Source organism: Microcoleus sp. B4-C2 (genome assembly GCF_036705265.1).
Lineage (GTDB): Bacteria > Cyanobacteriota > Cyanobacteriia > Cyanobacteriales > Microcoleaceae > Microcoleus.
Window position 1 is genome coordinate 16,482 of record NZ_JAUBUB010000036.1, and the last position, 26,020, is coordinate 42,501.

Sequence of the window (26,020 nt, forward strand, 5' to 3'; positions counted from 1 at the left end):
GGGTTGATAATTTGTTGATTTTATGGTATGCGTCTGGGAGAGCTCAGGCGCTTTTTTTATTTATAAAGTTGTTACAATTGACCACAATGTACTAACAAAGCCAAACTCAAGATTTTTTGCAGAAACCGGGTTTATGAGCGTAAATCATACCTAAAGGACTTAAATTAACGCTCTGTAGCGTTTTTCGCGGAAAACGGCATTTTTTGCACTATTGCATTAGTATGCACTAAAGCATATAGTTACAACAATGCACCTGTATGCAAAAAGCTGGTTTTTAGGCAAACTACATAAAAATGTAAAAATGTATATGTTGTAAAGCCTTGAGCCTGTATGGATGAAAACAAGACTGTGGCTATTAGAGTAGAAATGCCGCCGGAGCTGCGGAACCGATTTAAGTCGGCTGTTGCTAGGGACGGTAAAAATATGAGGGATGTTTTGCTGGAATTTATGGAGCAATATGTCATGAAGGCTGAGCAACCAAAAATAGAAGCAAGTCAAAACCAAACCAACACATAGCTGCTGTGTGCAGTGGTGGAGCGATCGCATACAGGGCAAGACATTTAGTTTTTAAACTGTAAGGGAAGTCTGAAGTGAGGAGCGATCGCGTACCGAATCCAAAGCCAGAAAACGTACACCATGTTACAGATCCCGAACTCTGCGAAAAGATGGGCGAAAAATACCACTGGCGGTTAAAAGAAATCCGAGTGACTCGTAACACCCCCCCTGATGTGGCTTGCGTGTTTGACGGGGAACAAACCTCGTTTCAGGATATGTGGCAAGATTACCAAGATTAAAGGAAAGGGAGGAAAAATGGCAAAAAAAATCTGGATTGTCTACAAAACCGAAAGCATGAGTGCTCCGGGCTGGGAAAAACGTCAGCTTATGCCGAGGGGCGGTCTCACTAATATACTTTGGGAAAATTGGACTTGGGAAGAAAACCCAGAAATTCCTCAAGTAGGGGACAAAACCCGCGATTATGAAAATCTATCTGACCCCGGTAATGGAGTCACCCACGGGAAAGATGGAGATTGGGTAGTTACTCGCGTTCAGCAGTTTTCTGCTTCCGATACTGAGGAGCGAATTGTGGTGTGTTACTGTTCTTACCAACCTGTTACATCTGATTGGGAAGCGCTACAACGGGGTGAGTCTGTCAATCAGATGCTAGCAACTGTCGAGCAATATTGAGTGGATAATTAGTTCCTAAAAGCGATCGCTCACTCCTGCACAATTTCATACAAATCTTCGATCGACAAATCAAAAGTCCTTGCCAACTTATGCAAGGCTGTCACGTCAACAGTTGCTAATCCGGGCGATCGGGCATAGGTTCTGAGCGTACTGTAGACTACGCCCGATCGCTCAGAAACCTCTTTGATCGTCCAACCTTTCTCAGCAGCCAACTCTCGAACCCGCAATCTAATTAAACCCATTGACAAAAAACTAGATTTAGTCAGGGATAAAATTTTATCGTAACAAGCGATCGCTCACTCCTGCACAATTTCCACCAAGTCTTCAATCATTACATCAAAGGTGCGAGCCAATTTGTGTATAGAAATAAAGTCAATGGTGGACACTCCCGGACAGCGGGCGTAGTGTCTGACGGTGCTGTAAATTACTCCCGATCGTTCTGAAACTTCTTTCAGCGTCCAGCCTTTCTCGCTAGCTAGTTCTCTGACTTTTAATCTGACTAAACCCATACTTGACAAATGATGGTACACCATCATAAGATGGTTTTATCGTAAAAAGCGATCGCCCCAACGTCTGGAAAACTTAAAGACGATCGCCTATTCAAATCAAATTCCCATCAAGTGGGATGTATCAACCATTGAAAATTCCCATCAAGTGGGATGTATCAACCATGTTAGCAAGCTTTCGACCAAAATCAACCCCCAGACACAGATTGAGCCGGTTTGTGACGAAAGAGGCGATCGCGCGGCTGCTGAAAATCAAGGTAGAACAAATATATCGCTTCGAGTGCTGGGCGCATATCCTGTACGTGCACGCCAAAGGCATGAGTCGGTTTGTGAGTTATGCCGACTTTCCGCCAGTTTTGGGAGTGGAATCGCCCTCTGGTTTAGATTTTGGTTATTGGAAGCGCCGGATGGCGAGTCAGAAAGAGAGACACGCGCCGGATTTTTGGGTGGATTTCTATGCGGATAGATTTCACAAAGCTGTTTGTGTTTCTGAATTGTTGGAGTGGGGGGAATTGGTGGGGGTGATTAAATTGATGTTAAGTGCGATCGGGCTGGAGTCGCTGCGAAAGGTTTACGCCCAAGAAAAATCTCTGCTGCAACATTTTTAAATTATGACTAAAACACGGGTGATTAGAAACCGGGTTTTTTTGCGAAAATACGGCATCCCAGCCTTTAACTAAGTGAAAAACCCGGTTTCTTTGCTGTGCGTAACTCTCATAAATCCGATCTCTGCCACAAATATTCAAAAATTGGTTCAAGCTCGACTGCAACAGTTATAATTTCTCCATGCGTTTCCCTCTCTATCCCTTGTTAAGCCCATGAGTAACCTTTCAAACATCCCAGGCGATCGCGGGAATTACAGGCTAAGTCCGATCAGTCTGCGGTTATGCGTTTGGTGGGGTTGCCGCCGTCGGAGTCGAAGTAGGCTTTGATTGAGTTGGCTGATTATGTTTTTAGTCAACTTTATTGCGATCGCGCAGTTTTAGGGAAGATAATCGTGGTTTACATCTTACCTAAAAAGTTTTATATCAATTAATTGGAGTAATTTACAATGAGTGTTATTAGAAAATTTGTAATTTTGGAAGACCGTCAAAAAAGCTTGGAAACGACAATAGATTTTTTATTAAATTGTAAAGAATACTCTTGGGATAAAATTTATCTGTTTTCTGCTTTTGTTAGTGATGATGGGGTGAAAAAAGTAAAAAAGATTCTTGAACACCCTTATTTAAATGAAAATACGGAAGTTGTGATTGCGATCGGAACAAAAAATTATTTTAATAAACCTAGTGATATCGAAAATTTAATAAATTTTCTCGATAAAAAATCAATGAATGTTAAAGCTAAGTCTGTTCGTTTTATATGTCCCCCAAATAACTTTCATGTCAAAGCCTATTGTTTTTTAGGCCGTCATGTTAGAGACAATGACAATAGAGAAATTGGGTTTTCTATCATAGGGTCATCTAATCTAACCAAGGTAGGTCTTGAATGTGAGGGAGAATTATGTATTAGTATCCATAACTTAAATTTAACAAAAGGATTGATTGATCGTTGGTCAAATAAATATAAGAGTGAATCGCATCTGTGGAATCAACTAAGAATTAAGGAGTATGAAAGACAATATAATAAAGAACACTCTCGTAAAGATCAAGATGAAGTTATCCCACCGTCTCAAGAAAACTCTACGCCTGTAAATCAAGATCAACCGAGACCAAATGGTAAATTCATTAAACTAGGTGTCTTGAAAGATAATGATCCTATTACCAAGGCAATTAATCTCGCTAATGATAGTGAAAAGATAGATTGGTTTCACTTTTCACACAAAACTATAGAGCAAGCGAAAGTGGATTTTCCCGAACGTTCTTTATGCCTCTTATTAACAGAAAACAAGATATTCCAAATTGGTGAAATTAGGTCTCACAGTTCCTATCAAGAAGGATGTTTTGTAATATATACAAAAAAAGTAACTCATGAGCTTTCTGGTGATATTCGTGAAATCCTTGAGAAAGAAGAGTATAAAAAGATAAAAATAGCTGAGGAAGAGTATGAGGAATATATAGAAAGGTATCAATACCCTGAATTAGAGTATGCAACTCTAAATATGTTGGAAAACGCAGTTAAGGAATATCAGGAAATGCTGAAAGATCCCAATTATAAAAAAGGGCTAGAAAAAGCTAAGAAGATGCAATCAAAAATTGACATACTATTAAAAGAAATAGAAAAAATAGAAGAAATAGATCCCATCATTTTAAAGAAAAAGCTAAAAGAAATCAGAGAATCCATTTAATGTGCCATCATTGTGTTCTCAATACCAACTTAATTTTACAATGGTTATGGGATAAAATCATCGTCTTTACCGGCCATAATAGTAATAGCAGGCTACTTGCAAAAGTGCCATTAATTGTCAAAAAATCAAAGAGAATTTATTGTTTCAGAGTGTATACTTATCTTAAGTCTTTGCTAAAAGTTTAAGTAACTTCTTTGCTGGTAAGCCTGTAATATGGGATATAGAAGGAACTAGAGATAGTGTTAGTATTAGGGTAATAGTAGAACCTGATGGGAGAGGAATCATTGTATTGACTAAGTGAGAAACCCGGTTCTTTTTCTCAAGTGACTTGGCTCATAATGTGCGATAATTCACCAAAATTTTAAATAACCAAAAATGGTGAATAACGGGACTAAACAAACCCCTGAGCAAAATTCGCTTAATTGTGGCAGTATTGATGAATCAGAAAGAGCTTTTGGTGAAACCGAAAGAGCGATTGCTGAATTTCTGGAAAGAGAGGGAAAGAATGTTAAAGCCTTGGTAGAAAAAACCGATGGAGGTAGAAATCCCGATGCTGAGGTAGATGGAAAATTCACTGAATTCAAAAGTCTAGATGCCGGTGCTACAAGCGCGACAGTAAAAAATCAGATCAACAACTCGATTAGACGAGGCGGACAGGCTAGGGATATAATTATAGATGCTAGGGTGTCTGGGTTGATAGAGGCTGAGGCTGAACGAGGTTTGCAGAGGGCGAAAAATATTACACGCGGAAAAATTGATAGCGTCCGAATTATTGGCGATATCTATGACATCACTTTTACTGAGTTTCAATAAAGGAGATTTTTATGTCTCGCACACTAGATATTTTTGTAGACTTTCCACAGGACATCGAACATTTAATCAAAGAATTAGAGTTTATATTGGCTCTTAAATTAGAGCTGGTTTCTGATGGCATTGACCACTGGTATGAGTTTCGTAACTCAACAATCACTCTTACAGTAGGAAAGCATGATTTTGAAAATGATAAAGAGCTCAACTTTGAAGAATACCCTTACAACCTATCAATCAGAGCGCTGAACATCTCGAATGAACTTGATAGAAAAAAGTGGCGAGAGGAGTTTGCTAGTTATGTTCTCCACAAGTTGAAAACTACCGAAAGGTATCGTTTAATGCTGGTGGATGACTTACAAGTGAAGTTAGAGGAGTTTGCGCCATTGGTGAAGGTTTGATCGAACATCATACAGGCAAGTTCTGAAACCGATTTGTAAAAACGAGGAAATGACTATGGTCACTGCTACTGCTGTACAAGATAATTTTACTTTAGAAGAGTTCATCACCGAGCCGCCCGATAACATGGAATTGGTAGACGGCCAACTTGTGGAGAAAAATGGCATGACACTAAAGACGGGTAAAATTCAGTTAAGCCTGGGGGATGCTTGGAAAAATTACAAAGATTCTAGCGGACAAGGTGGAGAGGCTTATGTCGAGGTTCCTTGTCGCACTAACCGACAAATTCGCCGCCCTGATGTCGCTTATCTCACACCCGAATTCGTTGCACAGTTTGGCAATCTTGCCACTTTACCCCAAAGTTTTCCTTTAGTTGCCCAAATAGTTTCACCCACCGATATCGCTGAAGATGTCTTTCTCAAAGCACAGGAATATTTAGAATCTAGCTGTCAGGAAGTCTGGTTAGTTTTTCCCGAAAGTCGTTTAATATTCGTGATGACTCAAAATCAAATATTGACATTTAGATCCGGGGATACCGCCAGCACCCAACAAATCCTGATCGGTTTTAGCATCGAAGTCGATCGATTGCTAGCTTAAACTAAATTATACAACCTTTCATGTAGCAGCACGCCACACAAAACTCTCCTCTACCCGTTGCACCAGTTCTGAAATCAAATTGCTACAATATGTTGAATAATCCTCAGTCCGCCTTCGCGGACTTCGTTTGTAGAGCATCGGAATTCTATTCGGTGGTATTGAATTAATATCCCACCATTATCGGAGCAAACCGCCATGTCAGACGACTTTTCCTTAGACGAGCTTTTAAATAGAAGTTATTACGCCTTCAAAGACGCAGAAGACCAAGTGGGACAGTGCAATGTTTTAGTCATCGGCAAAACTGGTGTCGGCAAAAGTACCCTGATAAATTCCGTTTTTCGCCAACGCTTAGCAGAAACCGGAGTCGGCCGCCCCATAACTCAAGGCATTCGCCAATATACAAAACCGAATTGCCCAATTACAGTCTACGACACTCCCGGACTCGAACTCAATGCCGAACAAATTAAAATTATTCAATTAAACGTTGCTAAACTAATTGAAGACCAAAGACTTCTGCACCCCAAAGAACACATTCACGTCATCTGGTACTGCATCAATCACGGTGCAAATCGAATAGAATCCGTGGAGGACAACTGGCTAAAAGAAATGGAAGTCAAAGATGTACCAGTTCTTTTAGTGCTGACTCAGACGACATCTAAAAAGCCCAGCGAGTTTTTCAAGCAACTGGAACACATGAATTTACCAGTCAGTCAAATCATCCCCGTCATGGCTGAGCCGGAAGAAATAGATGAGGATTATACAGTAAAATCTCACGGTTTAGACAAGTTGGTAGATGCAACTTTTCAACTGCTGCCGGAAGTAGCTAAAAAAGCTTTTGTTAAAGAACAAATTGCAAATATTGCGCTCAAATCAGATATGGCATTTAAGTATCTAAGTGCTTATGTTGCAGGTTCTGCAATTGTCGGTGCGACTCCTGTACCGTTTGCTGATGCGCCGATTTTGATGACGATGCAAACGGCAATGATTGCTAATATTACTGTGATTTTTGGAATGCCCTTTGATAAGGGGTTTATTTCGGCGATGCTGTCTGCTATTAGCGGCGCTGGCGGGGTGACTGCTGTCGGTAGAAGTATTGTGACTAATTTGATTAAAATGATTCCTGGTGCTGGTACGGTTGTGGGCGGTGCTATCTCCGGTGCAACGGCAGCAACTCTCACGCTTGCCCTCGGTTTGGCTTACATTGAAGTGCTTAAAGCTTATATGAAATCTCAAATTAATGGGGAACAACTTTCTTTGCAGCAGTTAACCAAAATGTTTGTGGATTTTTATAAGGATTATGCGAGTTCGGGGCGCAAAACTTTGAAGGATGACAAACAGAATCAACCTAAGCCGCCGAATCAAATTAATATTGAGTAAATTGGGCATGGGCATAGGGCATTGGGTATGGGTTATTTTTTTACTCCAACTGAGATATTGCACCATTCTCAATAAGCCTTTTATGAACAGGCAAGATGCCTGTTCCACAAAGATATGGATTTTCTCGCTTCACAGGCATCTTGCCTGTTGCTGAAAATGGTGCAATATTTCAGTTCCAATCAACTCATTTCCAATTCCCAATTCCTAATTCCCAATTACCCATTACCAATTGATTGCTACAATATGAGTGAATTCTGCAAAAGGGAGTAAATGGCTATGGTAATGGCAGCCGTTTTATCAGAAAATGTTTCTCTAGAAGACTTCATGGCTAATCCCCCGGACGATATGGAATGGGTGGACGGGCAAATTGTGGAGAAAAATGGCATGACAGCAAAACACAGTCTAATTCAATCCAAACTAGATTATTCTTGGAGAAGTTACAAGATATCTAGCGGACAAGGCGGCGAAGTTTATACAGAAGTTCCTTGTCGTACAGACAGGCGAGTGCGCCGTCCTGATGTAGCTTATCTGACTCCTGAACTTGTTGCTCAATATGGCGATGTTCCTACTTTGCCTCAAAGTCCGCCGTTAATTGCAGAAATAGTTTCTCCTACTGATATTGCGGAAGAAATATTTCTGAAAGCACAAGAATATTTAGATTCGGGTTGTCTGGAAGCTTGGATTGTTTTTCCAGAAAGTCGCTGGATATTGATAATGACTCAAACTCAAAAGTTAACTTTTAACTTGGGTTCTACAGTCAGCACTCAGCTAGTGCTGCCGGGTTTTAGTCTTGCGGTTGATGAGTTGTTGGCTTGAAGGCAAAAAATTAATTAGGTATAAGTGCTTTGTGGCACAGTTCCGCCGTGAGGTTTGTAATAATTTGTGAAATAGTGATTGACAAAATGCCACTCGCTCGCCCAGCCAATTAATAAAAAAAATTATCAATAAAAAATGGAGTTGTAAAATTGCACAAAAGCACAAACAGCGGTAAAATACTGATTGCTTTGTTTCCAAATCTAGCGTAAATTCCAATTGGGGAATTAAAACCAATAATTGAAATATGTCTAAGACTTACACTGTTGAATTGATCCACCAAGGCTCTACCTATACCGTAGAAGTACCCGAAGATAAACAAATTCTTCGCGCCGCCAACGCCGCCGGCATTGAGTTGCCGAGTTCATGCAATGCGGGGGTTTGTACTACTTGCGCTGCTAAAATTATTGAGGGTCAAGTCGATCAAGTTGATGGCATGGGCGTTAGTCCCGAACTTCAGGCAGAAGGTTATGTGTTGCTGTGTGTTGCTTATCCCCGATCGAACTTGAAGATAGAAACAGAAAAAGAAGACATTGTGTACGATCGCCAATTCGGTAAATCCTAGCACTAAGCTAAAATTGACCTAAGTACCGTTAGCGGTAAAACCACTATGGATCGCCCTATGACCACCCATTTCATTTCCGCAGAAGTTGACCTCCACGAGACCGCCGAACAACTGCACTCGGCTATTGAAATTGAACTGCAAAAGTACGGCGAACCGCTGCGGTGGGCAGTCACAGATGTGGATGTCGATCGGCAAAAGGCTGTGGTAGAAGGCTACGTGCTCGTGGAAGCATCCCCCGCAACACCGTGAACCCCCGCCCTTTGACAGTGGTTTTGATAGTCCCCACAGGCGTTGGAGCCTCGATCGGGGGGTTTGCAGGAGATGCGCTGCCCGTGGCTAGGGCGATCGCCCAAATTTCTGATACCCTGATCACTCACCCCAACGTCCTCAACGGCGCTCAACTTTATTGGCCGATACCTAACGCTCTCTACGTTGAAGGTTACGCCCTTGACAAATTTGCTGCCGGATGCTGGGGACTGCAACCAGTACATCAAAATCGCATCGGCTTAATCCTCGATGCCGGCATTGAACCAGACTTGCAGTTGCGCCACTTGCAAGCGGCTGATGCAGCGAGAGCTACATTGGGTTTGAATATAACTGATTGGGTTTTAACCGATCGCCCTCTGCAAGTAGAATTGCGTATTTCTGAATCAGGGGCATCCTGGGGGACGATCGGCAATCCCGACAGTTTATTGCGCGCCGCAGAAAAATTGATCAAACAAGCAAGAGTAGAGGCGATCGCAGTTGTAGCCAGATTTCCCGACGATGAAGGCAGCCTCGCCCTCGAAAACTACCGCCGCGGCAAAGGAGTTGACCCCCTCGCCGGCGCGGAAGCTGTCATCAGCCACCTCGTCGTCAGGACGTTTAAAATCCCCTGCGCCCACGCCCCCGCGCTTTCCCCACTTCCCCTCGATCCGCACCTGTCCCCGCGATCGGCTGCTGAAGAAATCGGCTATACTTTCCTACCTTGCGTCCTTGCCGGCCTCAGCAAAGCTCCCCAATTTGTCACTCCTACTGTGGGACAGGCATCTTGCCTGTCACAGTTTGTCACTCCTACTGTGGGACAGGCATCTTGCCTGTCACAGGTATTGGGCGGGCAAGATGCCCGCAGGCAGCTATTGGGCGGGCAAGATGCCCAACCCCTACTCCCCACAAGAGAGAACTTCGCAAACAGGCGAGATTTCGAGTCCCAGGGTTTGTGGGCAGATCGAGTCGATGCGGTGGTGATACCCGCCACAGCCTGCGGTGGCAGTGCTATTCTGAGTTTGAGCGGGCGATCGTCCGTGCAAATCATCGCTGTCGGGGACAACAAAACCCAGATGCAGGCGACTCCAGAAAAACTCGGAATCAAAGCTTTGCAGGTAAACTCATATTTAGAGGCGATCGGAGTTTTGGTCGCTTTGCGAGCCGGCATCAGTCCAGCTTCCTTGGGTGCAGACATCTCCTCCCTGCGTTGTTTATCTGACTAAACCCAACAAATCTCAAATCTCAAACCTCAAATCTAAAAGTGATTAAGTGGCAGAAAAACTTCCCGGAAATCCTGAAATTGAACCCTTGACGCGCACCCAAGTTTTAGTAGCAATGGGCGTGACAGCAATTATGTTGCTGGCGGTAGCTAAATTGTGGTTGCTATTTGGCTCGGTATCGCTTTTGCCAGTCAAATTGATAGGAATCGACTTGCTCAACGGATGTGCGATCGGATTGGCAATTACAGGCGGTAGTGCGATCGTTTATCACCTCTGGCCCGGTTATCGCCGGAGTGCGGATGTTTACTTGGAAGTAGTGCTCAAACCTTTGTTTTGGCCTGATTTAATTTGGCTGGGACTCCTGCCGGGACTTAGCGAAGAATTGCTATTTCGAGGCGTGATGCTGTCTGCTTTGGGATTGAATGTTACCAGTTTAGTTTTATCGAGTTTTTGTTTCGGCATTCTGCACTTGGGAGCCCTGGATCAGTGGCCTTATGCTGTTTGGGCAACGGCTGTCGGATTGCTGTTGGGTTACAGTGTTTTAGCTACTGGGAATTTGTTAGTGCCAATTACGGCTCATATCTGCACAAATTTGATTTCGAGCTGTGTTTGGAAGTGGGAACACAATCTGGTGAAGCGTTAGCTCGATCGCACTACAATATCGAGGTTGGGGCGGGTTTAATGAATCTCTCACTGGATTGGAGAGATGGGTGAACCCGCCCCCACCCAGCGACACGATTTTATGAGGGTCACACTTACCGGAAACGAGAGTTGAAAACTTTGTTAAGGCAGTTTGTAGCTGCTCGAACGCACAATCAATTGACCTTGACTGGGGTTACGACTGAAAATAAAAGCTCCTTCTTGAGTTTCGCCGCTTGACAAAAAATCAATTTGTTGATCGCCGGATTCCAAGACTTCGCCGTTGACGCGCAATTCGGCAATAATTTGCACTGATTCGGCTGTTTCACCGCCCGTGTTTGTCACTGTAAACGGCACGTAAAATTGCCCTTGAGTTTCGCGAATAGGCGTGTTCCGAGTGACAGAAATAATCGGAGGTTCCTCTTTTTTAGTCACCCAGTTGTAGATTACCAGTCCGGTGAGGGAAAAGAGGATCGAGCAGGCGATCGCAAATGTCACCCATTCAGCAGGACTTCTTTTTTGTTGTTGTTCGTTATTACTTTGACTCATACCGCCAACCTCCCCGCCGCGCCCCCAATAGTCGCCGGCAATCCCAATACTAACGTATAGTTCAACCAAATCGACCACGGATCGTCAAAACTGAGTTTGTGGAAGAAAAACATCATAAATGCAGAAGCCGCCAGCGACACTAAATAGGCCATGACAGTTTCGCTGAGGGGACGCTGAAAAACCCCTTGCTGCTGCTGCCGTTTTGCTTGATAAGTAAAGCCGGCTACAAATACAATACCGTAGGAAATTAGCAGCGAGGCGGCGATAATTGCTAATTGCCAAGGCGGCGAAATACCTGCCGCTAGCATGGGAATTTCGTCTGTTGGGGCGATGTTGAAAGCAATGATCATCGCGCCGATTAAAGTAGCGCCGATATCTGCTAAAGTTGGGTTAATATTAGGTTCGCTGTCGCTGTCGGAACTTTGATAGCGATCGCCACTCAAGAAACCGTTGGCCAGGGCTACTCCTAACGCAAACGGCAGGCCTTCAAAGATGATTTTCCCCAAAGTTTCTTGCAGCGGAGTCTCCGGAGTAATTTCCCTGAGCAAAAACAGGATAAAAGCCGCGCAGACAATGCCAAGGGCGATCGATTCTACGGTATCGATTGCAGCATCTAGCCAGCGGATATCTTGAGTTTGGCGAAAACCTTCCGTGCGAGTCAACAAGAAAACGACGATAAAGGTAGTTGCGATCGCGATCGACATTTCCGCTGGTTTAGTATGGGAACCGATCCACCAAACCTCCATCGTATAAAGCAGGGGAATCCCGAACAAAAAGCCACCCGATGCACCTCGGATGATGTCGTTTAGTTCATTTTTCCACGGATTTTTGCGCTGTTTTTTTCTCTGGTTCATTTTTCAGTTAAAAGGTCCATTAAAAATTATACAAAATTTCCCGTGCTTATAAATCCCGTTGCCAAATCTTGATAGTTTTGTTATCACTTCCACTAACCAGAGTCTGCCCATCCGGGCTAAAAGCCACAGAGTAAACTCCCCATGAATGCCCCAAGAGACTGCAAATTTTATCTCTGGTATCGAGATTCCAAAGTTCGATAATACCAGGTTCCGTACTATCCTCTTCGCTGCCAGAATCCCACCCGCCACTTGCTAAAATTTTCCCATCAGGGCTAAAAGCTAAGCAGAAGTCCCCCATTGAATTTTCCGCAAGAGTATAGATTTCTATTCCCGTGTAGAGATTCCACAGCTTAATAGTTCCCACACAGTGCAAAGTCGCAAAAGTTTCTCCATCGGGGCTAACAGCGATCGCATAAACAGAGTCCATACCCTCCTGCCAATGCTTTGTCCAGATTTCATCTCCAGTGGTTAAATTAAAAGCTACTGCACTTAGAGAAACATAATCATCTGCACTGCTACTAAGTAGAATCTTTCCGTCAGGGCTGAATAAAATAGCCAAACTATAAAATACTTCTACTGGCCACTTTAAAGTCCGAATTTCTTCTCCATTTCTAAGGTTCCAAAGTTTGATAGTTGTGTCTTCACTGGCACTTGCCAGACTCTTCCCGTCGGGGCTGATAACTACAGAAGTAATTATGTCTGAATGTCCGGTGATGGTCTAAATTTCCTCTTTAGTGCTGAGATTCCAAAGCTTGATAGTTTTGTCCTTACTGCCACTAGCAAGAGTTTGTCCATCAGGGGCGAGAGCAATGGATGTAACCCCTTGTGAATGTCCTGATAAAGTGTGAAGTTCTTGCCCTGTGTTGAGGTTCCACAGCTTAATTGTGCTATCAGAACTTCCGCTAACTACAGTCTGTCCGTCTGGAGTGATGACAACAGAAGTTACCGAACATGAATGTCCGTGAAGGGTGTGTACGCATTGCCAGTTAGTTTGAATCATTTGATATTACTCCTAGCATTCATCCAGCAACCACATTTTTACTGATTGTTTTCAATGCCATTAAAGTGCAAGCTGAATTTCGGAATATTCTCCTAAAGCTTCGTTGACAACAATCAGTTTTCCTTGACTATCTGCCCCTAATTGTTGATTGGCATTGAGTAATTCAATTCCATAAATAGTACCGTCGGGGGCAATGTCCACATTCATTTGATCGCTAACCTGGATAGTGTTTACCTGTGCGGTTTTTTCTTTCAGGTATATATAAGCTACGTTGTATCTTGGATCGTAAGTCAGTTTCACGGGAACCTCCTGCTCAAAAGAATTTGACAATTACAGTGATAATTATCCAGTCTTCGCCTTCTGGGGCTGCGATCGCCTCCACTTTCTTCATAGCATAAACTTTTCCCTGCCACTCAGCATTGAAGGAAAAGTTGCGCCTAAATCCGGTTCGGCCAAATTGAGCCGGAAAAGTTGTGCCACTTTCAACAGTAGCAATTACTTCTGCCTCAGTTGCACCTCGCTCAATCGTGCTTGAGCATGGGGATGTAATCTAACGCTCACGTTGCTATTACCTCCTTTTTGCCTCTTTCTTTTTGCACTAACTTAATTCACCACAGCCGCACATAAGCATCAAAATAAAGGCATGAGTGTCCAACAACAGCCTTATTCCATGTACTCCTTAAACTCTTCTAGCGGTTCGTCAAAATCATCGGACATCCAAACCATTCCTTTAGCAGTTCCTGCTTGTCGATTGGGTTTAGCTTGTTTGGGAATTACTACCAATTTTACAACAGGCTGGTTATCTTGAGTAATCGCCACTTCTTCCCCTCTCATCGCCGCTGCGATTAATTCCAGAAGCTTTTCTTTTGCTTCAATAATGTCTACTTGATACATAATTCGTGCCTCCTTACTATCAATTTATAACATCACAATTCTAACTCAATTAAACAAATCCTCTTCCTCCAAATCAACAGACTGTAATTCCATATCACCAGACTGCAACTGAGCGGGAGTAGCCGGAATCGCCGCAATTATTGCATCAATTACCTTCGCCACCGGAATAATCTCCATCCCCAACTCTGGCACCGGTTGATTCTTAGGAATAATCGCCCTTTTGAAACCCAATTTCGCTGCTTCCCTCAGCCGCAATTCTAATTGGGAAACCGGCCGCACCTGTCCCCCCAAACCCACTTCCCCAAGCAAAACTGTGCGTGCATCAACCACCCGATCGCGAAAACTGGCCACAACGGCGATCGCAACTGCCAAATCCGCCGCCGGTTCATCCACCTTCAAACCGCCCACCGTCGCCAAAATCACATCTAATTTAGATAAAGGAATCCCCACCCTTTTCTCCAAAACAGCTAAAATTTGCTGCAATCTAGCATTATCCACACCAGTAGTAGTACGGCGCGGCGAACCAAAACTTGCAGGGCTGACTAATGCTTGAATTTCCACTAAAATCGGTCGAGTTCCTTCGCAAGTAACAGTCGTCGAAGTACCCGGAGAAAATTCATCTCTATTGCCTAAAAATAACTCCGACGGATTATCTACTTCTCGCAAACCGTTGGCTACCATTTCAAAAACACCGATTTCGTGAGTCGCGCCAAAACGGTTTTTCATCGATCGCAAAAGTCGATGAGAAGCAAAGCGATCGCCCTCAAAATACAGTACAGTATCTACCAAATGTTCCAAAACCCTCGGCCCGGCCAAAGCTCCATCTTTCGTAACGTGACCGACAATAAATAAAGTAATATTTTCCCTTTTCGCCACCTGCATCAAAGCAGACGTACATTCCCGCACCTGAGCCACCGAACCCGGAGCCGATGTTAAACTAGCAAAATAAATAGTTTGGATGCTGTCAATCACCGCCACATTCGGTTTCAGCGCTTCCAACTCCCGCAAAACAACTTCTAAATCCGTCTCTGGAAGCAAGTAGAAATTCTCCGCTGAATTGTCCTCCGAATCCTTTTTAGCTTCCCCGTTACTGCCAGATTTATGCCCGCCGTTGCTTGACAATTCAACCGGATTAGCCACCCCCAAACGCTGCGATCGCAACTTCACCTGCTGGCCGGACTCCTCCGCACTGACATACAGTATCCGATCCTTGCGGGCCAACATATTCGCCACCTGCAACAGCAGCGTCGATTTCCCGATTCCCGGTTCCCCCCCAATCAACACCAGCGAGCCCGGAACAATCCCGCCTCCCAAAACTCGATCGAGCTCCCCGTAACCAGAAGGCCAGCGAGACTGAGTTTGGTCGGAAATCTGCGATAATCTGAAAGATACCCTGGGTTGACCCTTCGACTTATCAGGGGGCGAACCGCCCACTGTCTTAGTTGTCACCCCTGTTAAACCAGCCCGCGACACACCAACAGTAGGTTGTTCTAACTGCTCGTCAAAAGAATCCCACTTCTGACAGCTAGGACACCTGCCAAAATATTGTGGTGAATCATACCCGCATTCCCGACAAATATATTGTATTCGAGGCTTAGGCATTGTTTACTATGATAAATAGTCACCCTAACATTTAGAAAAGTCTGAGTTAAAGCAATTATCAAGCTTTCAGACCGATCGCCGCCCATGATTCAATTTGTGTCTTCTATGATAGGGTACAAAAAAATAACATTATCTGAAATGTAACTTAAGGAGTGCTCGGTAACTTGGAAAACCATAAAGAAAAAATTCTGGTAGTCGATGACGAAGCCAGTATCCGCCGCATTCTGGAGACTCGCCTTTCCATGATTGGCTACGATGTCGTCACCGCTGCTGACGGCGAAGAAGCTCTTGAAACATTTCGCAACACCGAACCCGACTTAGTGGTTTTGGACGTGATGATGCCGAAGCTAGACGGTTACGGCGTCTGTCAGGAGTTGCGTAAAGAGTCAGACGTGCCTATCATCATGCTAACTGCTTTGGGAGACGTAGCCGATCGCATCACCGGTTTAGAATTGGGCGCCGACGATTACGTCGTCAAACCCTTCTCTCCCAAAGAACTAGAAGCCCGTATCCGTTCGGTATTGCGCCGGGTAGACAAAAACGGCGCATCGGGAATTCCCAGTTCTGGAGTCATCCACGTCACCAACATTAGGATTGACACCAACAAGCGCCAAGTTTACAAAGGCGACGAGCGAATTCGCCTCACGGGCATGGAATTCAGCCTGTTAGAACTGCTTGTCAGCCGTTCTGGAGAGCCTTTTTCGCGATCGGAAATTTTGCAGGAAGTCTGGGGATACACGCCAGAACGCCACGTAGACACCCGCGTAGTGGACGTTCACATCTCGCGGCTGAGGGCAAAGTTGGAAGACGACCCCAGCAATCCCGAATTAATTCTCACCGCCCGCGGCACCGGCTATCTCTTCCAGCGAATTGTCGAAATTGGGGAAGTAGGATAAAGTCAGTTGGCAGTTGGCAGTTGGCATTACTTAAATTACCAACTACCAATTACCAATGACTAATGACTAATGACTAATGACTAATGACTAATGACTAATGACTAAATCTGATCCCAATAAAGTTTTGCGGCAATTGCCCTTAGTTGCAGGAGGGTTAGCAGGTACGCTGCTAATGGTAAACCGGTTGCTGACAGAGCAAATTACAGATTCTCAAGCTCGATCGGACGCTTTGGGAGTAATTATCAGCGCTTTGCTGATTTTAACAGGTTTGCTGTGGCAGCAGGTGCAAGCGCGATCGCCCGATTCCGTAAAACTTATCGGCGAAGAAGGTTTTGAATTTGCGCCGGATTTGCCGGAGGCTGTGAAAATAGAATTAGCCTGGGCGTCGCGTTTGCTGTTGACAAATACCGCCACAAGGTCGATCGTAATTGTGTATCAGGGAAAAGTCCTATTGCGGCGCGGTATTTTAGGCATCAATCCCGAAGTCAAACCGGGGCCGATTTTGCAGCGAGTGCTCGACAAAAACAAACCAATTTATTTAGTAAATCTCAATATTTATCCCGGCAAAATTGAATTTGACTATTTGCCAGAAAATACCCAAGGAGTCATCTGTCAACCTATCGGCACCCAAGGCGTTTTAATCTTAGGCGCTAACGCGCCCCGCAGCTATACAAAACAAGATGAAAACTGGGTAGAAGGCATTGCCGACAAACTAGAAAATACCATCAATCGATTTTAGATTTTAGATTTTAGATTTTAGATTGTGGATTTTAGATTTTAGATTGTGGATTTTAGACTTGAGATTGTGGATTTGAGATTTTAGATTTTAGATTTTAGATTGTGGATTGCACAATGCCAGCACTTTGACACTCCTCGACTATCAGGTACGAGGATTCTTCCTTCACCGGGATTCCGACGAATTTACTTGCAAGAAAGCATCTTGACCGTATGCCCTACGGCTGCAAGTCCTCTAATAAGAACTACTTGAGCTGCTGCAATATCCCTATCAGTTGTGTAGTTACAACTTGAGCAGGTGTGGGTGCGCTCTGACAATTCTTTTTTGCCCGTTTCTACACCACAACTAGGACAAATCTGACTTGTTTTATGAGCGCTTACTTTCTGGAAGTACACGCCATGCTTAAAACAGGTTTGCTCTAATATTGTGAAGAACTGACCCCAGCTTGCCTCTAAGCAATGTTTACCTAGTATTGCTCTAGACAATCCTACTAGGTTCAAGTCCTCAACAAATATCATCCCCACATCTTTACAGAGTTGGTGAGACAATTTCCAGTGCCAGTCTTGGCGACAGTTTGCAATGTCCTCGTGCAGTTGAGAAACTTTCTTCTGAGCCTTTTTCCAATTATTTGAGCCTAACTTTTTCCGACTGACGCGCTGTTGCAGCAATTTAAGCTTGCGTTCGGCCTCAACAAAAAACTTTTGGCGCTTGACTAAAAGACCGTTAGAAGTTGCTATGAAATTAGTTAAGCCAACATCAATCCCAATCCCCTCGCCGTGTGGCATAACCGACGGCACTGACACGTCCCATTGTAGGGTTAGCATTACATACCAACCGCTGGCTCTCTTGACGATTCTGGCTTGTTTGATAGTTGCCCCATCAGGAATAGGACGCGATTGGTGAAGTTTAACCAATCCAATCTTGGGTAATTTTACTTTTCCATTCTGAACCGGATCAACCCCCAATTGAGGGAAGACAAAAGACCGCATTGTTCCCGCTTTTTTAAAGCGAGGAAAACCGTGCTTTTGTTCCCACATACTGACAAACGCTTTTTCAAGCCGTCTCAATGTTTGTTGCAAAACGTGTACGGCAACGGCACCCAAAGCCGATATACTTGCCCTGGCTGCGGTTAAGTTCTTGCACTGACTAGCATAAGTTGGTCGTTTTGTTTCGGCCCCAATAATAAATTCAGAGCGGATAGAGCAAGCGTTAACCTGGCAACTACGAGAATGAAACCAATGCTTGCGCTCTGCCAGCGCGTAGTTATAAACGCGACGACACTGTTCCAGCCAATCTTCAAAAATGGCTGCTTGCGCTGGCGTTGGTCTTAATTTGTACTCGTAGGTTAAGTTAAACACTTGCTCTATCCTCCTACTCTGATTATACAGTCGTGAAGAAAGGCCGGAACGCTTATTCACAAGTTTTAACTAAAGTCGCCCTAAAAGGGCGAGGCTTGTACCCAGTTTCTTGGTCAAGGTGCGTTCCTCTTCGAGGGCTGCGCTAACAACCGATTTGCCTCATTCTCGGTGTTGGCTATCGGCAATAAACAAGATTTATTACCGATAATATCTTTTGAAAAGAAGAAGAGGGAGCGCTGCCCCCAACGAAATTTCCAGGGTTTGAGGGTCTTTTTAACCACCAAGACGCGGGCTGCATGTACAGGGCAGGGCGCACCTTAGTCCTCAACAAGTCTCTCCGGGTGCGCTAGGCGCACCTTACTAGCTCAAAACTCGCAACTCAAAACTCAAAACTACTACCGAGCCCAGTCAGTACCGCGCCACAGCGTAAAAAACAAAACACTAGAAATCAGCGCGCCCAGCAGCCACTTAACAGCATTTTTAAATAACCCCACGCGCTGACTTTGCTGAACCGCAGCACTTTGCGTCTGTAACCGTTCCTTAGCCGGAGTAATTCTCGAAAGAATTTGCTCTTTCAATTGCTGTGGGTTTTGTGTATCCGCTTGTACCCCCAAACGGGTAAGTTCCCCCGCCAAATTCCTTAAATCTTCAGGACTACCCTTATTCAGCCGTTCTTCTACCTGCTGCAACTGAGCTAATTGTTGGTTTGCTTGAGTAGTAATTTGCTGGTTGTTTTGATTGTTGACGTAGATAGTGCCAAAAATTCCCAAAGGTAGCATCAACAGAAAAACCAGACCTAGCAGCAGACAAACCCAAGACAAAACCTTCAAAAAAAGGTCTTCCAAACCTCTGCGGTCGTACCCTTCTCCAAAAAATATCAGCGCCATTGCCAGTAAAGGAACTGGCACCCGTTCCACTACAGCCCCAATCGTTTGCAATTCCCAGAGGCGATTGCCAAAATTGGCTGGTATAAGAACTGCAATCGTATCTAATACAGACAAAATTAATAGACCGTAGCCAATCCAACGCAGTCTGTAGATAGAAAAACCTTGTTCGCCTTGTAAGTCATTCATAAAATAATCAGAGTTGTTGTTAAGAAAAATCTCTCTTGACGCCGCCCAAGAACGGATACAAGCCCCCGACCAAAGTCGTGGATAGTCAAACATTTTAGACTTTTGTTCAAGCTTCCAGATTCACCTGTGGATTAAATCTAAAAGCTAAAAGCTAAAAGCTAAAATCGACTGAATCGAGTCAAGGTTCGGGGAATCGCGGCTGCCACCACTCATACCAAGAAACCCAAGCATTCTCTAGAATTTTTTTGGCATCTTCTGGATTTGTTTTATCCAAAGGCACAGACATCTGAGTCCACAAACAGCGCCGGTCTTGAATATTTCCCCTACCCAACAACCAAAACAGAATACGGTTTGGCTGCCAATCTCGAGTATTTCGATTATATCTAAACTGTTGGGAAGTTACTGTAGCACTGCCATTAGGATTGATACACGAACTCAAATACAGTCGATTTTGCTGTTGCAAAATTCCGTGAAACCCCGCGCCTTGAGTGTTTGCCAATGCTAGTTTACCAGGAGACGACTTGAGAACAGTATGTCCCCTCATCATACCTTCCACATCCCCAATGGTGTCTACTGCATAGCGCATCTCTATTTCTAGAGCCATGCTATTTTTTTGATATTCATATTTCCTGGCAGCTTTGAATTCTGAATTTTCCTTGATTTCCAGAAGCGCGCTCTTGTTTAGTTTCCAATCGGCTAGAGGCACCGACTCGGGAAACTCAAACGGGGTTGCCACATTCTTGCCGTCCGATGGATAGAAAACCAACTTTCCGGCAACCAACAAAACCCCTCCCAAAGTAACAGCCAACAGGGAAAGCCTAAGTGGTTTCCAAGAGGTAATAGCCATTAGCAATTCTGTCCTTCCTGATTTGGGGGTTGGTCTTTCAAAATTGCAAACCAGCAGAATAACCCGAAAATAAATACAGCAATCATGGAAAATATTACCGAACCATTTCCTTCGTGCCAGTATTTAAATGCTTCGGGTTGAGATAGCGATACCAGCACGGCCAGGAGACCAACTCGCGCGGCATTCACTACAAATGCAGTAATTATTGCCACGAATGGCAATACCATTTTCTGACCCGTAGTGGTAGGAAACATCAGTAAGAAAACCAGAGATAGTCCTAACAATTGTAGCATCGCATTCACCCCGGAACAGCCGTGATTCACTTCCACGCTTCCCTTTTCTAGGATTAGAAAAACCCCTTTCCGCACTACTTCAAATCCTACATAGTGCAGGATGAAAGCTGAAAATTTAGCTGTTAATTTTGGAACATCAACAAATACTCCGATCAATCCGGGAGGAATAGCTGTATACGCAAGAATTAGAAGTTCCTGCCAATATTGTTTCAGTCCTTTTGTGCCGGAAGCCAGCAAGGCGAGACTGATTCCAGACAAAAAAGGCGTTGCTCGGATAAAAAAGTCGTATCCCGATATCGACGAACTTTTGAGCAATATTAAAGCAATTAACGCTGTCCCAAAAAAGCTGGCGAAAATTCCGCTTTCAAAATTTAAAGACTCGTGCCTTTCCCAAATTAGAAATGCTACGACTCCCCAAAACAGTAACATTGTACCGAACAGGTCAGTGTCGTTTGTTCTGGAAGTCAGAGTTAGGTGTATGGCAATCAAACCGGAGGCGATGCCTAACAGCCAGTATTTAGGTTCTTGGATGTGCTTGAGCGAGTTTATTTCGGTCATTGCTGCTTTTTGTTTTTCCTAAAAGCTTCTAAAATGCTTAAGCTTGTAACTCTATTAAAATTATCAGCTACAAACACTTAAATTTATGCGTTTGGGATGATTTTTCACTAAATCTTCACAAAGATTGACAAGAGCAAATATGTGTGATATCTACCTTCACCTAATTAAATCTGAAGTTAGGAGCAAAGACAAAAGAAAACAGGTTTTTTAACTCAGATCGATCGCACTCAACTAAAAATTTTCCTTTCTCTAACCCGGTTTCTGCGGCGAGAGTTTAAATGTAAAGCTTGAAGGCAAGACAGAAACCTTTGTTGGACGCACTCTTGAGCTGGAAAACCAGTTTTTTACTGGTTCTGGTTTTTTGTAGCCGGTGCGTCCAGGAGGAGATTAGTTAGAGTAGACTTTCCGGTAGTAAGTTTGATATTCCTCCGAAAGCAGGGGTTCCCACCACTCCCGATGGGCTAAGTACCATTCTACAGTCTGTCGCAAACCTTCTTCAACTGTTACTGAGGGAGTCCAACCTAACTCTGTTTTAATTTTGGTGGCATCAATAGCATAACGCCGATCGTGCCCGGCTCTGTCTTTGACAAATGTGATCAATTGTTCGCAAGGACGGGCGGGTAAATCAGAAGCTAATTCGTCCATTAGCTGACACAGCATTTTGACTAAATCGAGATTTTTGACCTCGTTGTTGCCGCCAACATTGTAAGTTTCCCCAGGCTGACCACGGTGAATAACGGCATCTAAAGCGCGGCAGTGGTCGAGAACGTAGAGCCAATCTCGCACGTTTTGACCGTCGCCGTATACTGGCAGCGGTTTGCCCAATAACATATTGATGCACATTAATGGAATGAGCTTTTCTGGGAAGTGATAGGGGCCGTAATTGTTGGAACAGTTGGTGATAATTGTCGGGACGCCGTAGGTGTGGAAATAGGCGCGGGCGAGGTGGTCGCTACCAGCTTTGGAGGCTGAGTAGGGACTGTTGGGCGAGTAGGCCGTTGTTTCTGTGAAGGCTGGGTCATCGGGGCTGAGACTGCCGTAAACTTCGTCGGTAGAAACGTGGAGGAAGCGCATTTGGGTTTTGAGAGATGCCTCATCAATGGCTTCAAAATGCTTGCGGAAGGCTTCTAAAAGTGTGAAGGTTCCGACAACGTTGGTTTGAACAAAGGCGGCAGGCCCGATAATTGACCTGTCAACGTGGGATTCTGCGGCAAAGTGGGCGACTGTGGTGATGTTTTCTTCTTTGAGCAAGGTATCGACTAAGGTACGATCGCAAATATCCCCCTGCACAAATCGAAAATTTTCGCCTCCTTCCAAAGTTGCCAGGGTTTGTCTGTTTCCGGCGTAGGTTAAAGCATCGAGTACGACTACTCGATCGCCCGGATAGCTGCTGCACCAGTGATGCACAAAATTCGAGCCGATAAATCCAGCCCCGCCCGTCACCAACAATCGGCGAGGAGCTCGGTCAATGCCTTGATTCGCGCTGTCTGTCATAAAAATAAGAGTTTTTCCAATAACTAAGCCTTTACAAAAGTAGCCTTAAAAGTAGTTTGTCACCAAGTGTTTGCCGCTCTGTAATTAAAATTTCTACTGTCTCACCTCAGATTTTCTAATTTGGGCGCGCTCCAAGTATGGGTTCACAAAACTTGAACTTCTACCGATCTGTTAGCCCAAACGCTTACATATCAAGCATTGCAGATTTTTAAGCTGGCAAGTTTAAATTTGAATTGCGTGAGGCTATAGCTGACTTTTGCGATCGATCCGCGATATGGACGGCGCGCAGAGTTGATAGATTTGTAAAGAGCTGTTACCATTAATTTTTTAATTATCCTTTACAATCTCCCAAGCATCATGAAGAAGTTTCAAGTGTTAGCTGGCATTGCTTCCGTCGTCGCGATCGCAAGCAGCATCGCCATAGGTGACGCCGCATCTGCTTTCCCCTGTTCCTACAGCAAATCTAGCGCGTCTAAATCTGGTTCTGCGACAACCCTCCTAGGTTCCGGCGGCTCGGAGCGCATTAATCCGTGGAAATCCTACAAAACAGCAGCTCTCGGTTTCCTCGGTTTGGCTGGAGTTTTGGGTGGCGGTGCTGCTTACATGAGCTACCGTGCCGGCAAGCGCGCTTCTGCTGCTTGCGCTGCGATGACCGATAATTTTGAAGTTTTTGAAGAGTCGGCTCCGATCGCAGATGCAGGTGTTTCTGGACACTTGGAAGTTCCGGCGTTGCTCGATTTGGCGGCGGCGGGTGCTGTAGCTGAGTCAGCAAATGCGGTTGCAGTCGTTCGCGAACACCCAGAAGCTCCAGGTGGCGAGCTGGATTTGCCGGTTTCGCCAGTTGCTGAGTTGAGTTCTGAAATTGCGATCGAACAAGTCCAAAGCGCGATCGTCAAATAGTTATCTCAAACCAACGTATTCGCTTAGCGCACCTCCAATCTTGCAAGATTGGAGGTTTTTTGATTTGAAATTATCTACCCCTACAATTTCCTGTCATTGCGATCGCGAAGCACTGCAAACAATAGACAGATGAATCGATCGCACCAATATCATATTCCGGCTCAGCAAACGAGCGCTGAATTAATATCAATTAAAAAAACTCTTGCTACCATCATCAATCTCATAGCAATTATTAAAAGTCGCTGCTCCCGGTCAGGACAAGGCTGTGCGGTTTTCCTACTGTATTTTAACTGTATTTGATCCGATTGAAAACTGCTATAAAATTAGATGAGTCAAAGCGAGACAGTACGCTGCCGAGGCGATCGCTAAAAATACTCTTCAGATCAATCTGAGGGTAGACGGCAAGAGTTCAAATCCCCTGCTATCGTTGGAAATATAGCCCTACAGATTACAACTATTAGGTTATGAATGCTTGGCGCGATCGATTCAATCAATTTACAGGTAAAACTCGATTGGCAGTTTGCCGGGTGTTCGTTCACCTAACAGGCGAAGATGTTGCACCGCTGTTAGGAGTTCTCAACCGCACCGCCAGACAAGCAATTGATGCCGATGGCGACATAGCAGTTTTAGGAGAAGGTCTTGTAGAAATTTGCAATCACCTGTTGCAGTACGACAACTACTGGCAAGCAGCCGCCAATGAAGGCGATGTTTTTTGGAATGAAGGCGAAGCGGGCGATTATGTGGATGAACTTTTCATTGATTCAGCCGATCGCTATCTCAGCGAGCCTCAATACAGTACATCTGTTTACGATAAAAATTCCCCCTTGTCTTTGCCGGTAACTAGAAATGTGGTGGTGATGCTGACAGTTGCCTATGAAGGCGAAGTTCCGGCCCTAGAAACTGACCTTGCGGACATCAGCGCGCTGAAAGTCGGTTTAAAAGCACTGATTAATTTACATTACCAAGAAAGGCTCCGAGCTGTGCAAGTTCACTTTTCTCCCGCACAGTTGGGAGACGAACTTACCAACGACCAAGTGTTGGTCAATTTCCCCGAACTTATTCCCATTTAAGGAAAGAAGAAGGAAGAGGGAGAAATTACCAATTACCAATTACTACAGCACATTCCATGTATATCTAGTACACGCAATTTTCTAGTAAGCATCGGTGCGTCGCCACCCGTCAATCTGCAAGTTTTATCCAAGAGATCGCAGCGACGCACCTTACAGATTAACATCACACAATATATCTGCTACTGTATTTGTTCAAGATGGAATAGGCCGTATTTACTCATTACCAATTACTATTTATGATGCTGCGAAAACTGACAATTTATTTAATGGCTTTAACTTTTTTGTGGACGGCAACCGGCTGCGGTTCACCTCGCACACAAACTTCTACAAATCCTGCGGGAAATCCGAATATTAACACTGTGCGCCCTGCACCAAACAATAACTTGGCTCAAGGCCAATATCCCGTACAGCAAGTTACCTACAACGATGCTGATGGCGAATACAGTTTGATGTTGCTGAATACTCCCCCCGGCAGTCCCCCAGTTTACCGCACTAGGGATTTGCAAATGGCTCGCTTAACAAATGAAGAAATATCGGCAGGCAAGAAAAGTTATCTAAATGTGGAGAACAATCAAGCGGTTTTGCATTTGACAGAAGATTTTAAAATTGAGTACGTTCACAACGTTACCCAAACTGTTCCTAATCCTCAAACAGGTCAGCCACAAACCGTAGTAGTGCGGCAGCAATCTGGCTTCTGGGCACCGTTTGCTGGAGCTGTGGCCGGTCAGGCGATCGGCAGTTTGTTATTTAGACCGCGATATTATATGCCGCCAGTCTATCAGCCGGGGATTATGACAGGATATGGCGGGTATGGTAATACTTACAACCAAGCTGTTCAGCAATATCAAACTCGGTATCGAACTCCGCCTCCGGCTGTGAGAAACCGTCAAGTTTTAAGGACGACCGGCCGCTTGCGATCGCCCACCTACAACCAGCCAGTAAGACCCTCAGTACGTCCAAATGGCAATCGATCGACCGGTTCGGGCTACGGTGGCAGCACTTTGAGGCGATCGCCACAGCCACGTCAAAATCCAAACAAGCGGCAGCCAAGTTTTGGTAGCGGCAGAAATTCTCGTCAACCGAGTCGGAATCGCTCTTTCGGGGGCAGAAGGCGCTGAGTTGAAGAGTACAAAAATTAGCAACTGACATCGGTAAAAGTTGATTTTATCTATAGCAATCCTCGCATCATTTGTGTAATTTTTGTAGGGGCCAACCCCCCGTGGTTGCCCCAGGAGGCTGGGGTAGGCACTTAGCACTA

Annotated in this window: 34 protein-coding genes and 1 pseudogene; 20 read left to right on the forward strand and 15 right to left on the reverse strand. The window is 44.5% G+C overall.

Features of this window, described 5'->3' with window-relative positions; genetic code table 11:
* Window positions 1-330: 330 nt before the first annotated feature.
* From QUB20_RS12920 to QUB20_RS12930, 3 genes are all read left to right on the forward strand, one after another.
* Window positions 331-516, forward strand: coding sequence for a hypothetical protein (locus QUB20_RS12920; protein WP_333246575.1), 186 nt, complete (start codon window positions 331-333; stop codon window positions 514-516).
* 74 nt (window positions 517-590) lie between these two features.
* Window positions 591-794, forward strand: coding sequence for a hypothetical protein (locus QUB20_RS12925; RefSeq protein WP_190657376.1), 204 nt, complete (start codon window positions 591-593; stop codon window positions 792-794).
* A 16-nt stretch (window positions 795-810) separates the two neighbouring features.
* On the forward strand, window positions 811-1,185 hold the full coding sequence (locus tag QUB20_RS12930) for a hypothetical protein (protein WP_333227483.1): 375 nt from the start codon (window positions 811-813) through the stop codon (window positions 1,183-1,185).
* Window positions 1,186-1,214: 29 nt separating this feature from the next.
* Here QUB20_RS12930 and QUB20_RS12935 read toward each other — a convergent pair whose 3' ends face one another.
* Window positions 1,215-1,427, reverse strand: a complete 213-nt coding sequence (locus QUB20_RS12935) for a helix-turn-helix transcriptional regulator (RefSeq protein WP_333210174.1) — start codon at window positions 1,425-1,427, stop codon at window positions 1,215-1,217.
* Window positions 1,428-1,481: 54 nt separating this feature from the next.
* Window positions 1,482-1,694: a helix-turn-helix domain-containing protein gene (locus QUB20_RS12940; protein ID WP_190735550.1), complete on the reverse strand. Its 213-nt coding sequence runs from the start codon at window positions 1,692-1,694 to the stop codon at window positions 1,482-1,484.
* 116 nt (window positions 1,695-1,810) lie between these two features.
* On the opposite strand from QUB20_RS12940, the gene QUB20_RS12945 reads away from it, so the two are divergent.
* The 12 genes from QUB20_RS12945 (at window position 1,811) to QUB20_RS13000 (ending at window position 10,642) form a co-directional block, all read left to right on the forward strand.
* Window positions 1,811-2,299 carry a hypothetical protein gene (locus QUB20_RS12945; RefSeq protein ID WP_333291394.1) on the forward strand — a complete coding sequence of 163 codons (489 nt, stop codon included), beginning with the start codon at window positions 1,811-1,813 and terminating at the stop codon, window positions 2,297-2,299.
* A gap of 443 nt (window positions 2,300-2,742) precedes the next feature.
* Entirely contained in the window at window positions 2,743-3,975 is a 1,233-nt protein-coding gene (locus QUB20_RS12950) for a phospholipase D family protein (protein ID WP_333246579.1), read from the forward strand.
* A 375-nt stretch (window positions 3,976-4,350) separates the two neighbouring features.
* The gene (locus tag QUB20_RS12955; protein ID WP_333246581.1) at window positions 4,351-4,788 is read left to right on the forward strand and encodes a CdiA C-terminal domain-containing protein; all 438 of its coding nucleotides are present in this window, start codon (window positions 4,351-4,353) and stop codon (window positions 4,786-4,788) included.
* Window positions 4,789-4,799: 11 nt separating this feature from the next.
* A complete protein-coding gene (locus tag QUB20_RS12960; protein ID WP_333246583.1) occupies window positions 4,800-5,183 on the forward strand; it encodes a hypothetical protein in 384 nt (127 codons plus the stop codon).
* 55 nt (window positions 5,184-5,238) lie between these two features.
* Window positions 5,239-5,778 (forward strand): Uma2 family endonuclease, encoded by a 540-nt coding sequence (locus tag QUB20_RS12965; RefSeq protein ID WP_333246633.1) that lies wholly within the window; start codon window positions 5,239-5,241, stop codon window positions 5,776-5,778.
* A 195-nt stretch (window positions 5,779-5,973) separates the two neighbouring features.
* The gene (locus QUB20_RS12970) at window positions 5,974-7,155 is read left to right on the forward strand and encodes a GTPase (protein WP_333246586.1); all 1,182 of its coding nucleotides are present in this window, start codon (window positions 5,974-5,976) and stop codon (window positions 7,153-7,155) included.
* Window positions 7,156-7,250: 95 nt separating this feature from the next.
* Entirely contained in the window at window positions 7,251-7,388 is a 138-nt protein-coding gene (locus QUB20_RS12975; RefSeq protein WP_333291395.1) for a hypothetical protein, read from the forward strand.
* A gap of 37 nt (window positions 7,389-7,425) precedes the next feature.
* The gene (locus tag QUB20_RS12980; RefSeq protein ID WP_333246588.1) at window positions 7,426-7,971 is read left to right on the forward strand and encodes a Uma2 family endonuclease; all 546 of its coding nucleotides are present in this window, start codon (window positions 7,426-7,428) and stop codon (window positions 7,969-7,971) included.
* Between the two features lie 244 nt (window positions 7,972-8,215).
* Complete coding sequence (locus tag QUB20_RS12985; RefSeq protein WP_333054544.1) at window positions 8,216-8,533, forward strand: 2Fe-2S iron-sulfur cluster-binding protein; 318 nt, start codon at window positions 8,216-8,218, stop codon at window positions 8,531-8,533.
* A gap of 57 nt (window positions 8,534-8,590) precedes the next feature.
* On the forward strand, window positions 8,591-8,782 hold the full coding sequence (locus tag QUB20_RS12990) for a hypothetical protein (RefSeq protein ID WP_015175652.1): 192 nt from the start codon (window positions 8,591-8,593) through the stop codon (window positions 8,780-8,782).
* Window positions 8,779-10,002, forward strand: a complete 1,224-nt coding sequence (locus QUB20_RS12995) for a DUF3326 domain-containing protein (protein ID WP_333246590.1) — start codon at window positions 8,779-8,781, stop codon at window positions 10,000-10,002. Before QUB20_RS12990 ends, QUB20_RS12995 begins: the two co-directional genes overlap by 4 nt.
* Before the next feature lie 46 nt (window positions 10,003-10,048).
* A complete protein-coding gene (locus tag QUB20_RS13000) occupies window positions 10,049-10,642 on the forward strand; it encodes a CPBP family intramembrane glutamic endopeptidase (protein ID WP_333246592.1) in 594 nt (197 codons plus the stop codon).
* A 140-nt stretch (window positions 10,643-10,782) separates the two neighbouring features.
* On the opposite strand, the gene QUB20_RS13005 is transcribed toward QUB20_RS13000, so the two are convergent.
* The 8 genes and pseudogenes from QUB20_RS13005 to radA form a co-directional block, all read right to left on the reverse strand.
* The gene (locus QUB20_RS13005) at window positions 10,783-11,187 is read right to left on the reverse strand and encodes a TIGR02588 family protein (RefSeq protein ID WP_333246594.1); all 405 of its coding nucleotides are present in this window, start codon (window positions 11,185-11,187) and stop codon (window positions 10,783-10,785) included.
* Entirely contained in the window at window positions 11,184-12,041 is an 858-nt protein-coding gene (locus QUB20_RS13010) for a TIGR02587 family membrane protein (RefSeq protein ID WP_333246596.1), read from the reverse strand. The genes QUB20_RS13005 and QUB20_RS13010 overlap by 4 nt, the downstream gene beginning before the upstream one ends.
* A 46-nt stretch (window positions 12,042-12,087) precedes the next feature.
* A complete protein-coding gene (locus QUB20_RS13015) occupies window positions 12,088-12,600 on the reverse strand; it encodes a hypothetical protein (protein ID WP_333246598.1) in 513 nt (170 codons plus the stop codon).
* 69 nt (window positions 12,601-12,669) lie between these two features.
* Window positions 12,670-12,756, reverse strand: a pseudogene (locus QUB20_RS28695) (hypothetical protein); the annotation flags it as partial.
* Window positions 12,757-12,759: 3 nt separating this feature from the next.
* Window positions 12,760-13,041 (reverse strand): WD40 domain-containing protein, encoded by a 282-nt coding sequence (locus QUB20_RS13020; protein ID WP_333246600.1) that lies wholly within the window; start codon window positions 13,039-13,041, stop codon window positions 12,760-12,762.
* A gap of 60 nt (window positions 13,042-13,101) precedes the next feature.
* A complete protein-coding gene (locus QUB20_RS13025) occupies window positions 13,102-13,371 on the reverse strand; it encodes a DUF2283 domain-containing protein (RefSeq protein ID WP_333246602.1) in 270 nt (89 codons plus the stop codon).
* A gap of 333 nt (window positions 13,372-13,704) precedes the next feature.
* Window positions 13,705-13,935 (reverse strand): type II toxin-antitoxin system prevent-host-death family antitoxin, encoded by a 231-nt coding sequence (locus tag QUB20_RS13030; protein WP_333246604.1) that lies wholly within the window; start codon window positions 13,933-13,935, stop codon window positions 13,705-13,707.
* 45 nt (window positions 13,936-13,980) lie between these two features.
* Window positions 13,981-15,537: a DNA repair protein RadA gene (radA, locus tag QUB20_RS13035; RefSeq protein WP_333246606.1), complete on the reverse strand. Its 1,557-nt coding sequence runs from the start codon at window positions 15,535-15,537 to the stop codon at window positions 13,981-13,983.
* 164 nt (window positions 15,538-15,701) lie between these two features.
* Here radA and rpaB point away from each other — a divergent pair, with 164 nt between their 5' ends.
* A complete protein-coding gene (gene rpaB, locus QUB20_RS13040) occupies window positions 15,702-16,433 on the forward strand; it encodes a response regulator transcription factor RpaB (RefSeq protein WP_071587789.1) in 732 nt (243 codons plus the stop codon).
* Window positions 16,434-16,530: 97 nt separating this feature from the next.
* A complete protein-coding gene (locus QUB20_RS13045) occupies window positions 16,531-17,172 on the forward strand; it encodes a cofactor assembly of complex C subunit B (RefSeq protein WP_333246608.1) in 642 nt (213 codons plus the stop codon).
* A 182-nt stretch (window positions 17,173-17,354) separates the two neighbouring features.
* Here the strand turns inward: QUB20_RS13045 and QUB20_RS13050 are convergent, their stop codons facing one another.
* The 5 genes from QUB20_RS13050 to rfbB all read right to left on the reverse strand — a co-directional run bounded on the left by QUB20_RS13050 (window position 17,355) and on the right by rfbB (window position 22,792).
* Window positions 17,355-18,527, reverse strand: a complete 1,173-nt coding sequence (locus QUB20_RS13050) for a transposase (protein ID WP_333246610.1) — start codon at window positions 18,525-18,527, stop codon at window positions 17,355-17,357.
* Between the two features lie 395 nt (window positions 18,528-18,922).
* A complete protein-coding gene (hpsJ-A, locus tag QUB20_RS13055) occupies window positions 18,923-19,600 on the reverse strand; it encodes an HpsJ-like protein, cyanoexosortase A-associated (protein WP_333291398.1) in 678 nt (225 codons plus the stop codon).
* A gap of 178 nt (window positions 19,601-19,778) precedes the next feature.
* Window positions 19,779-20,447 carry a cyanoexosortase A system-associated protein gene (locus tag QUB20_RS13060; RefSeq protein ID WP_333058145.1) on the reverse strand — a complete coding sequence of 223 codons (669 nt, stop codon included), beginning with the start codon at window positions 20,445-20,447 and terminating at the stop codon, window positions 19,779-19,781.
* Window positions 20,447-21,298 carry a cyanoexosortase A gene (gene crtA / locus QUB20_RS13065; protein WP_333236747.1) on the reverse strand — a complete coding sequence of 284 codons (852 nt, stop codon included), beginning with the start codon at window positions 21,296-21,298 and terminating at the stop codon, window positions 20,447-20,449. The genes QUB20_RS13060 and crtA overlap by 1 nt, the downstream gene beginning before the upstream one ends.
* A gap of 387 nt (window positions 21,299-21,685) precedes the next feature.
* Window positions 21,686-22,792 carry a dTDP-glucose 4,6-dehydratase gene (gene rfbB / locus QUB20_RS13070; RefSeq protein WP_333246615.1) on the reverse strand — a complete coding sequence of 369 codons (1,107 nt, stop codon included), beginning with the start codon at window positions 22,790-22,792 and terminating at the stop codon, window positions 21,686-21,688.
* A gap of 357 nt (window positions 22,793-23,149) precedes the next feature.
* Between rfbB and QUB20_RS13075 the strand changes: the two genes are divergently transcribed.
* The 3 genes from QUB20_RS13075 (at window position 23,150) to QUB20_RS13085 (ending at window position 25,880) form a co-directional block, all read left to right on the forward strand.
* On the forward strand, window positions 23,150-23,692 hold the full coding sequence (locus QUB20_RS13075; RefSeq protein ID WP_333236752.1) for a hypothetical protein: 543 nt from the start codon (window positions 23,150-23,152) through the stop codon (window positions 23,690-23,692).
* 464 nt (window positions 23,693-24,156) lie between these two features.
* Entirely contained in the window at window positions 24,157-24,762 is a 606-nt protein-coding gene (locus QUB20_RS13080) for a DUF1517 domain-containing protein (RefSeq protein ID WP_333058150.1), read from the forward strand.
* Between the two features lie 236 nt (window positions 24,763-24,998).
* On the forward strand, window positions 24,999-25,880 hold the full coding sequence (locus tag QUB20_RS13085; RefSeq protein WP_333236754.1) for a hypothetical protein: 882 nt from the start codon (window positions 24,999-25,001) through the stop codon (window positions 25,878-25,880).
* The last annotated feature ends 140 nt before the right edge of the window (window positions 25,881-26,020 follow it).